Origin of the sequence: Microcoleus sp. S28C3, from assembly GCF_036700785.1 — a bacterium.
In the GTDB taxonomy this organism is placed as follows: Bacteria; Cyanobacteriota; Cyanobacteriia; order Cyanobacteriales; family Microcoleaceae; genus Microcoleus; species Microcoleus asticus.
The window spans coordinates 1-9,547 of the sequence record NZ_JAUBPO010000173.1 but is presented as its reverse complement, the minus strand read 5'-3'; the positions used below and the strand labels follow the sequence as shown (position 1 = coordinate 9,547).

The 9,547-nt window shown below is 46.3% G+C and carries 8 protein-coding genes, 1 tRNA gene and 1 pseudogene; 8 read left to right on the top strand and 2 right to left on the bottom strand.

The features are described from left to right. A pseudogene (locus tag QUA13_RS30250) lies at window positions 1-94 on the top strand (IS5/IS1182 family transposase); the annotation flags it as partial. A 30-nt stretch (window positions 95-124) separates the two neighbouring features. Next, window positions 125-295, top strand: a complete 171-nt coding sequence (locus QUA13_RS30245; RefSeq protein WP_333204499.1) for a hypothetical protein — start codon at window positions 125-127, stop codon at window positions 293-295. Between the two features lie 13 nt (window positions 296-308). Here QUA13_RS30245 and QUA13_RS30240 read toward each other — a convergent pair whose 3' ends face one another. Further along, window positions 309-1,382 (bottom strand): DMT family transporter, encoded by a 1,074-nt coding sequence (locus tag QUA13_RS30240; RefSeq protein WP_333204497.1) that lies wholly within the window; start codon window positions 1,380-1,382, stop codon window positions 309-311. A 273-nt stretch (window positions 1,383-1,655) separates the two neighbouring features. Between QUA13_RS30240 and sppA the strand changes: the two genes are divergently transcribed. Together sppA and aroH are read left to right on the top strand one after the other, a co-directional pair. Then, window positions 1,656-2,474 carry a signal peptide peptidase SppA gene (gene sppA / locus QUA13_RS30235; RefSeq protein WP_172186044.1) on the top strand — a complete coding sequence of 273 codons (819 nt, stop codon included), beginning with the start codon at window positions 1,656-1,658 and terminating at the stop codon, window positions 2,472-2,474. Window positions 2,475-2,720: 246 nt separating this feature from the next. Then, the gene (gene aroH, locus QUA13_RS30230) at window positions 2,721-3,146 is read left to right on the top strand and encodes a chorismate mutase (RefSeq protein ID WP_425487373.1); all 426 of its coding nucleotides are present in this window, start codon (window positions 2,721-2,723) and stop codon (window positions 3,144-3,146) included. Window positions 3,147-3,303: 157 nt separating this feature from the next. Here aroH and crtR read toward each other — a convergent pair whose 3' ends face one another. Beyond that, window positions 3,304-4,194, bottom strand: coding sequence for a beta-carotene hydroxylase (gene crtR / locus QUA13_RS30225; protein ID WP_333204495.1), 891 nt, complete (start codon window positions 4,192-4,194; stop codon window positions 3,304-3,306). Window positions 4,195-4,624: 430 nt separating this feature from the next. On the opposite strand from crtR, the gene pyk reads away from it, so the two are divergent. The 4 genes from pyk (at window position 4,625) to QUA13_RS30205 (ending at window position 9,454) form a co-directional block, all read left to right on the top strand. Further along, window positions 4,625-6,412, top strand: coding sequence for a pyruvate kinase (gene pyk, locus QUA13_RS30220; RefSeq protein WP_333194113.1), 1,788 nt, complete (start codon window positions 4,625-4,627; stop codon window positions 6,410-6,412). 94 nt (window positions 6,413-6,506) lie between these two features. Next, a tRNA-Thr gene (locus QUA13_RS30215) sits at window positions 6,507-6,578 on the top strand. A gap of 282 nt (window positions 6,579-6,860) precedes the next feature. Next, window positions 6,861-7,025: a hypothetical protein gene (locus QUA13_RS30210; RefSeq protein ID WP_333204493.1), complete on the top strand. Its 165-nt coding sequence runs from the start codon at window positions 6,861-6,863 to the stop codon at window positions 7,023-7,025. 83 nt (window positions 7,026-7,108) lie between these two features. Beyond that, window positions 7,109-9,454, top strand: coding sequence for a protein kinase domain-containing protein (locus QUA13_RS30205; protein ID WP_333204491.1), 2,346 nt, complete (start codon window positions 7,109-7,111; stop codon window positions 9,452-9,454). Window positions 9,455-9,547: the final 93 nt, after the last annotated feature.

Sequence of the window (9,547 nt, the reverse complement as noted above, 5' to 3'; positions counted from 1 at the left end):
ATCAAGATATCGGAATCGAAGAAGACGCTTCGGATTAAGATTTAATTTGATTGCTGGTATTTATAATTATGAACTTTATTTGAAGATAAATTAGCGATCGCCTGAGAATTTCGCAAGAGGTCTAATGGCATTAACTTGCAACTTCAAGGATTTTGAAGATGCGATTCAGTACAGCAGTGCTGTAATCAATCGAATTGATGCCATTGTCACCCGCAACCCGCGAGATTTTCCGGTTACTACTCCTAGGATTGTAACTCCAAATCAGTTAATTCTTGAACTAACCAATTCTCCCTAAATTTCTCAAAGCGCTAAACTTCTGATTCCAGTTCGCTAACCCGCAACTGCACGGGTAATTCTACAGAATTCAACTCAGACGATTCTAACAATCCTGTTGCTTCAACTTCTGCACTCGCTTCACCGTGCCGCACTTTTCGCAATTTATCACCCAAAGTATCCCGCTGGTTAATCAAATAAATACTCACCAAAGTCAGCCCAACTCCCATCGATTGCAGCGGATTGAGAACTTCGCCCAAGAACAAATTGCCGAACAGCAAAGCAAATACAGGCGTAAGAAAGGTAAGAGAACTTAAACTTGTCAGACTGCCACTGGAAGCAAAATAAAAGAATAAACCGTAGGCGATCGCACTTCCGAACACAGTAGAATAACCTAAGGCTATCCAGCCCGAAAAATCGATATTCACAAACTGCTCAGACTCAGTTGCAGCCGAAATGGCCAACAGCGGCAAACCGCCCAAAATCATGTGCCAACCAGTCGCCACCACCGGGTCAACATACCGGCAAACCCAGCGCACCAAAACCGTACCCACAGCCATCGACAAAGCTGCCAACAGCATCAACCATTCTCCACCCTGAAACAACTGTTCGATACCCGCAGAAACCGGCGCGTTTTCAGGATGAAAAAGCCCCAAAATCCAGCCATCCGGCAACCCAATCAAACTGATGCCCGCAACGCCAATAACTAATCCCAACCAGCCCCAAAAACCAATTTTTTCTTGAAACAGCCACAAACACAAAATCGCCACAGCTAGCGGTTGAGAATCAATCATCACCGAACCCAAACCCGCACTGGTTCGGGTCAAACCTTCGGCTAAAAAGCCTTGAAACAAAGTAGCGTCAACCAAAGCAAACAGGGAAATCCACAGCCAAGCTTTCCAACCCTGCGGCTGCGGTTTTCCCATGAGTGCCGCCGCCAGCAGCACCAACACGCCCGCAGGGACTAAACGCACGAATGCCACAAACAGCGGCGTTGTGTGCGGCATCACCCCCTTCATCGCTACCATCGCGGTTCCCCACAGGAAAAACGGCGCAATTAGCAACAGCGGGGCAAAAGGCAGTTTTGAATCGGTAAGCTTTAGCTGCATGGCGGAGACTCCAAATAATTGATGAGAGTGGCTCTCACGAGAATGATGTAGATTTGTTAAGCAATTTTTACAATTATATATCGAACGTGGGTTAAGTGCGATCGTACAAATCTCGATCTGCCATTAGGAACAGGCAAGATGCCTGTTCCACAAAATCAAGGTGGAACAGGCATCTTGCCTGTTGCGAACACAGGCACAACATCTACCCCGATGAATAAGGCACACTATAAGAAGTTAGCTACAAAATTTCGTAACATTGCCTGTACACTGCCCATGATTTGGCCATTCAAGCCCCGCTACCGCAAACAAATCGCCCGTATCGAAATCACCGGAGCCATTGCCGGAGAAACCCGCAAACGAGTCTTAGAAGCTCTCAAAACCGTTGAAGAACGCAAATTTCCCGCCTTGCTGCTGCGGATAGACAGCCCCGGCGGCACTGTCGGCGATTCCCAGGAAATTTACAGCGCGCTGAAGCGTTTGCGCGAAAAAGTCAAAATTGTCGCCAGTTTCGGCAATATTTCAGCTTCTGGCGGAGTTTACATCGGCATGGGAGCCGAGCATATCGTTGCCAATCCGGGTACAATTACCGGCAGCATTGGCGTGATTATCCGGGGCAACAATCTAGAACGCCTGTTAGAAAAAGTAGGCGTTTCTTTTCAGGTGATTAAATCGGGGCCGTATAAAGATATCTTGGCATTCGATCGAGAATTGACAGATCCTGAACAGCAAATTCTGCAAGACTTGATCGACACCAGCTACCAGCAATTCGTGGAAACCGTTGCTGAAGCCCGGAAATTGGCAGTTGAAAACGTGAAAACTTTTGCCGACGGCCGCGTTTTTACCGGCCAGCAAGCCTTAGAATTGGGTTTGGTCGATCGACTGGGAACAGAAGAGGACGCTCGCCGCCTTGCCGCCGAACTCGCAGGCCTCGACCCGGAAAAAACCGAGTGCTGCACGCTAGAAAAACAAAAACCTTTCCTAAATCGCGTCTTGGGGAGTAGTCTGGATATATCCGGGCTTTCAGCTTACAATAATGTGCTGGAATTCGAGCTTTCTACTAGCGGTTTGCCGCTGTGGATGTATCGCCCGTGATTAAATAAATTAGTCATTGGTCAGGAGTCAGTAGTCATTAGTTACTCCCTGGATGATTGGGCGATTGAAACCTGTTGACCTCAAACTCAAATGTGGCGCTTTGCCCGTCATAAGAGCTTCGCGCTGGCTTCGCCTACGAGTTCGAGGTCAAACTACACAAACGAAGTCCACTCAAGCGGGGACTAAGAAATAAACTGGGTATTTAAGCCTAATTTAGTATGACTAATGACTAATGACTAATGACTAATGACTAATAACAAAAATATGGAGGAAATTTGCGTGGAGTGGCAAGTGCGGGCGATTCGCGGGGCAACAACTGCCAGCGAGAATTCGGTGGAAGCAATTCGAGAAGCGGTGAGAGAATTGTTAGATGAATTAGAAGCAAAAAATGATATAAATCCAGAATTAATTATTAGTGCCACGTTTTCTGCAACTCGTGATTTAGATGCTGTGTTTCCGGCCGCGATCGCCCGCGAACGTCCTCACTGGTGTAATGTTCCTTTGTTGGACGTACAGCAAATGCACGTTGAGGGTGCTTTGGAACGCTGCATCCGCTTTTTGATTCACATCAATTGGCCCGCACATACTGAAATTTATCATCCTTATTTACGGGGAGCTCAAAATTTGCGCCCGGATAGGAATTTAGCGGTGGCGGTGGCTGGGGAAAAATAATAGATTCACTTTGGGCTTGATTTAAAAGTTAACTCACCATTACAGGTGGGTTTATTTTTTACGGGACTTGATACAGTACAAAAACTGCCCTGGGCATATACGGTTAAAAGCTTTTATTATAAAAAAACCCGGTCTCTCGAAGAAACCGGGTTTTTTGTCAATCAGACGCTTTCTTGTGATGCAACCTAATCCCTAAAAAGATGTCATATATAAAACTCCAAAAGTCCTTTTTACCTTCCAATATTCCCAAAGTTTGAGGAGAACCCTTTTCATCTAACAGCGGCTTCACAGCTTCGTAAGCAGGCTTGTAATTATACCAAGGAATTGAAGGCCACAAATGATGGATCAGGTGATAGTTCTGTCCCAAAATTAAGATATTCAGAATAGGACTCGGATATACTCTGGCATTTTTCCAGCGATCGCGATTGTGAAACGGACGGTGCGGCAAATAATCAAAAAATAACCCCAAGGCTAATCCCACCACTAAAGCCGGAGAAAACCAAAAATTCAGCACGTAATCTAAATGGTCGTATTGAATCGAGATATACACGATCGCGATCACAAACAAACGGCTGAGAAACCATTCCAATAATTCGTATTTCCGCCACAGTTTGCGCTTAAAAAAGAAAATCTCGTGGTAAAAAAACCTCGCAGCAATCAACCACAAAGGCCCGCCGGTAGAAACATAATGGTCTGGATCGTTATCTGGGTCATTGACGTGAGCGTGATGCTGCATATGTACCCGCGTAAACACCGGAAATGCAAAACCCAACATCAGCGCGCTGCCGTGTCCCAAAATAGCATTGATTGTGCGATCGCGATGGGCTGCATTGTGAGACGCATCGTGAATCACAGTTCCAGCCATGTGCAAAGCCAACACGTTCAGCGAAAAACAACACCACTGCGGCCATTCCCAACACCAGAAACCCAAGTTAGAAATCACGATAATCGCTACTGCACTCAAAAACAGCAGCAGTGTCGGATTGAAGTCACCGGGAGGACTCAGAAACTCTTTCGGCACTGTCAGCGGCCGTCCTGCCTCCGACATCTTTGTTAAGACTCCTTAATATTTCACACTTGCGTAGTATAAGATACAAGCCGGACAATAGTAAAGTTTTATGAAAGAACTGAGTTCGATCGCCAGAAACTAGCGTCTGCACAAACAGGAAAGTATTGCTGTTGTGCAAGGATACCAGTGCTAGATTAGCCAAAAGGGCTGAGCATACCAAATAAAATATGGGTATGTCTGTATTTATGTCAAGCCTGAGAGCGGAAAAATTTACCCAAAAGAGCGCTCCCCAAGAAAAGATTACCGATGGGTAAAAAGTCAGATATTCTATATATTGTTCAATACCTGCTTTTTTGACGACTATCAAAATTTTTAAGACTTAAGACTAGCGTCATTGCTTGTAGTGCAAAGATGAAACGTTAGCCGAAATTTAAACAAGAAATCCACCTGCCTCCCCAGAACACCGCTGATGCAATTGCCAAAAGCCCTACGCCGGACTAAAATCGTCGCCACCATTGGCCCAGCAACTTCGGATCCACAAGTGCTGCGCCAGCTCATAGAAGCCGGTGCCACAACTTTGCGACTCAACTTTTCTCACGGAACAGAAGAAGACCACCAACGCAGCATTCGGTTAATCCGGCAAACATCCTTTGAACTCAACCAGCCGGTGGCCATCCTCCAAGACCTCCAAGGCCCGAAAATTCGTTTGGGCCGCTTTGAAACAGGGTCTATTGTTGTCAAAAACGGCGATCCTTTCATTTTAACCAGCCGCCCGGTTCCCGGCACCGAACTCATTTCTTCCGTCACCTACGACCCCCTAGCAGACGAAGTTCCAGAGGGAGCAGTGATTCTGCTCGACGACGGGAAAGTGGAAATGCGCGTGGAAAAAGTAGACCGCGCGGCGCGGGAATTGTACTGTCGCGTCGTAGTCGGCGGGCCACTTTCTAACAACAAAGGCGTGAATTTTCCCGGAGTTTACCTGTCGATTAAGGCGCTGACTGATAAAGACCGCAAAGATTTAATGTTCGGCCTCGACCAAGGTGTCGATTGGGTCGCCCTGAGCTTTGTGCGCAATCCCCAGGATATGCTCGAAATTAAAGAACTGATAGCCAGTGCGGGCAAGCAAGTACCGGTGATTGCCAAGATCGAAAAGCACGAGGCGATCGAACAAATGGAAGCAATCCTGGCCCTGTGCAACGGCGTGATGGTCGCCCGCGGCGATTTGGGAGTGGAACTGCCCGCCGAAGATGTGCCGATTTTGCAAAAGCGCTTGATTGCTACTTCCAACCGCATGGGGATTCCCGTAATTACCGCTACCCAGATGCTCGACAGCATGGTAGGTAATCCCCGTCCCACCCGCGCGGAAATTTCCGACGTGGCAAACGCCATTCTCGACGGAACTGATGCGGTGATGCTCTCGAATGAAACTGCTGTCGGCAAGTTCCCTGTCGAAGCGGTAGCGACGATGGCGAGAATTGCGGTGCGGATGGAGAGGGAAGGAATTAGCGGCAATATTAGGAATGTAGAAGATATTGGTCGATCGATCCCCAACGGCATCAGTCAAGCAGTCAGCCAAATCTCCGAACAGTTGAACGCGGCCGCCATCATGACGCTGACCAAAACCGGCGCTACAGCCCGAAATGTCTCGAAATTCCGACCGAAAACTCCGATTTTGGCAGTTACTCCTCACGTAGACGTAGCCAGACAACTGCAATTAGTATGGGGAGTCAAACCCTTGCTCGTGCTGGATTTGCCCTCCACCGGCCAGACATTTCAATCTGCGATGACTGTCGCCCAGGAAAAAGAGTTAGTGTGCGACGGAGATTTAGTGGTGATGACCGCCGGTACTCTGCAAGGGGTTGCCGGATCGACGGATTTGATTAAAGTTGAGGTAGTGACAGCGGTTTTAGGCAAAGGCACCGGTGTCGGTTTGGGTTCGGTGAGCGGCATGGCAAGGGTTGCTCGCACAGCTGCGGATGTAGGCAATTTCCACGCTGGAGAAATTTTGGTAGTAGAGCACACCAGCGTCGCTTTTGTGGACATGATTCGGAAAGCCGCAGGTGTGGTGACAGAGGAGGATAGTTTGACTTCTCACGCCGCGATTATCGGTTTGCGGTTGGGCGTGCCGGTGATGGTGGGCGTGCAGAATGCCACGCGGGTAATTCGGGACGGAACTATGCTGACTCTGGATATGCAGCGGGGTTTAGTTTATTCCGGGGCCAGAGGCGGCTCAACCGACGGGGAACTGGCCGTTTAACAAGTTCTGAGTTAGGAGTTGTGGAGTTTTGAATTAAATTCTACAACTCGTTGCTTTTTTCCCTTAGGTTGTGCTACAATCCAAAATTGTCTGTGCCGATGTAGCTCAGGGGTAGAGTATTCGATTCGTAATCGAACGGTCGTGGGTTCAAATCCCACCATCGGCTTGCAATAAAACACATATTTTCAAGGGTTCTACAGTTTATGAATGCTGTAGAACCTTTGTTTTTTCCATGACTTGTCTATGGTTTGTCTATTTTAGTTAGGAATGCAAGTCCTCGGATTTTAATGCGAACTGAAGTCCGATGCTGCGAACCTATTTTATCGCGGATTTTAAGGAGGACTGAAGTCTTCACTAAGAAGCTATTTGATTACCAATTTTTAGGGTTTTTAGTCAGGACTAAAGTCCTCTGATTTTAATGCGGACTGAAGTCCGATGCTGCAAACCTATGGCATTGCAGATTTTGTCTATCGGCAAAAATACTAGATTGGGGCTGGCTATTGCTTGTCAAATCCTTGCCAAACGTCAAGGCAAAATTAAGGTAAATTGCTCAAGAGGAAAGGTAACACAATTTGTAATTACTTTGCCGATCGCTAGTGTTTCTAAAACTTAACATAAACTTAACAGAAATCGCTGTAATAATGCGGCACAATCAATTTTAACGCTCGCAGCCAGTTAGGGAATAGCGAAAAATTTATGTGCCTGCCATCAGGATATATCCTGCGCCAACGTTACCAAATTGTCAGTGAATTAGGTCGGGGAGGGTTTGCGAGGACATATACAGGTAGGGATTTAGACATACCCCACGATCGCCTGTGCGTCGTTAAGGAAATTAGGCAGCCAAGCGATCCGCAACTCTTACCAGAAGCACAGCAGCGATTTGAAAGTGAAGTTCTAGCTTTGCACCGATTGGGCAGACACCCGCAGATTCCACAGTTATTCGATAGCTTTGAAGAAAATGACAATTTTTATTTAATTCAAGAATACATTGAAGGACATCCGCTCAGGAAAGAATTGGCTCCAAATATCCAATGGACTCAAGAGCAAGTAATTGATTTTTTGCAGGATATCTTGCCAGTTATCGCTTTTGTTCACGAACACAATGTCATTCACCGCGATATCACTCCTTCTAACTTAATTCGGCGCGATTGCGATGGAAAAATAGTTTTGATTGATTTTGGGGCGGTCAAAGAAATCAGTTCCTTGGAAATAACTGATTCGGGAAACACTATCAGCAGAACTATTTATACGCGAGGATATTCGCCGGCCGAACAAATTGCTGGCAATCCTCAATTTTGTAGCGATATCTACTCTGTAGGTATTGTCGCTATTCAAGGCCTCACTGGCTTGCCTCCTGCTAGAGATTTCATGATAAATTCTCCGCATGACGATATCTTTTTGCACTACTCAACTTCCGCTCGACCTTTGGGACCCATTAGCGACAGCTTGAAAGGGATTTTAAACAGAATGGTGCGCTACAACTTCACAGAGCGCTATCAATCTGTTGCTAATGTTTTGCAGGATTTGATCGCCCCACCGCCGCCACCGCCGCCACCGCCGCTGTTGGGAATTGCAGGAATTATTGCCGGATGTGCGATCGCCCTTTTTCTCCACAACATTTTTACCCCTAAAACTTGTCTTTTAGTGCAAGGTGATGCTTTAAGCTGCGGCGAAGAATCTCTCTTAAAATCCTCGACTCCTCGATTAAAGCAAGACGGAGTTAATGAATTTGCCAAATCCAATTATCGGGAAGCATTTAATTACTTTAAAAGGTCGTGGCATGAAGAAGAACGCAAAGATCCCGAAACTTTAATTTACATGAATAATGCCTTATTAAAGGCTAAAAAAGCAGATTATTACACCATTGCCGTAATCGTTCCCGTTCGCACAAACGAACAAGGTAGAGCCGAGCTCGACTTGCCTAAAGAAATCTTGCGGGGAGTTGCTCAAGCGCAAACGGAAGTTAATTTAAAATTATTCAATTCAGAGATAGAGCGCAACCTAAACGGTTTAGACTTTCAAGAAAATCAAGCTATTAAAGGAAAAGGTTTACAAGTCATAATTGCTGACGATGCCAATGTAAAAGATGAGTCGATCGCCCGCGCTAATTCCCTAGTCAAACTGGGCGGTGTTTTGGGCGCGATCGGTCACTACACTAACGCAATGACAGCCCATACAGTCGATATTTACAACCAAAATCATTTAGTATTAATTTCCCCTGGCAGTACGACGGAAGCAGCCACAGAAAAACCCCGAAAATTTTTCTTTAGGACTGTGCCTCGGACTAAAGTTAGTGTTGAAGTATTCGTGAAATATCTGATTGAAAAAAAAGGTCAAACCACAGCAGCGGGTTTCTACAGCACCAGCAGCGAATCCACTTCCTCTTTTTGGGAAGAATTCAGAAAACAGTTTAGAGAACGGGGAGGAAATATTGCAAAAATCACCGAATTCGATCTGTCAAAAAGCGATTTTGATGTTAAAAAAGCCATACAAGAAGTCAGGCAAACAGAGAAAACAACGATCGTTTTAAGTCCGAGTCACGGCCCGATCGCCATCAAGAATGCGATGGCACTTTTCCAAGCCAATCTAGACCGCAATTGGGTAGTCGGAACCGGGGGAATATACAGTCAAAACACCTTAGAAGCTGCTGCTAAGTTACCGTCTTTTGAGAAAATGGCGGTCGCAGTTTCTTGGCATCATTTAAACTCTCCCGACCGCAAATTCCTTGAGGATACTCGCAAGCTTTGGGAAGGAAATGTCAGTCACCGAACTGCATTAACCTACGATGCGACTAAGACGCTGATTCAAGCCATAGAAGAGCAGCAGCAACCCAGCCGCGAAGGGATGCAAAAAACTATTGCCAATCCAGATTTTAGCGTCACCGGAGCCACCGGAACAATTCAGTTTGACAAAACGGGCTCGCGCAAAAATTTTAGTCCGATATTAGTGCATATTGTCAAGTGTTCTCAGGAGCAGTTTGGCGTTACTTTTGTGCCGATCGAATTTCCGACAGCAGCAGCGGCGGGTTTAAACTGCGATTGAGCGTACTACTTCTACTTCAACAGTTCGGACATATTTTGGGAGAGTCAGGCTCTGAGAGAGCCGTATTCTAGGAGTTTTCGGTAGTTTGGATTT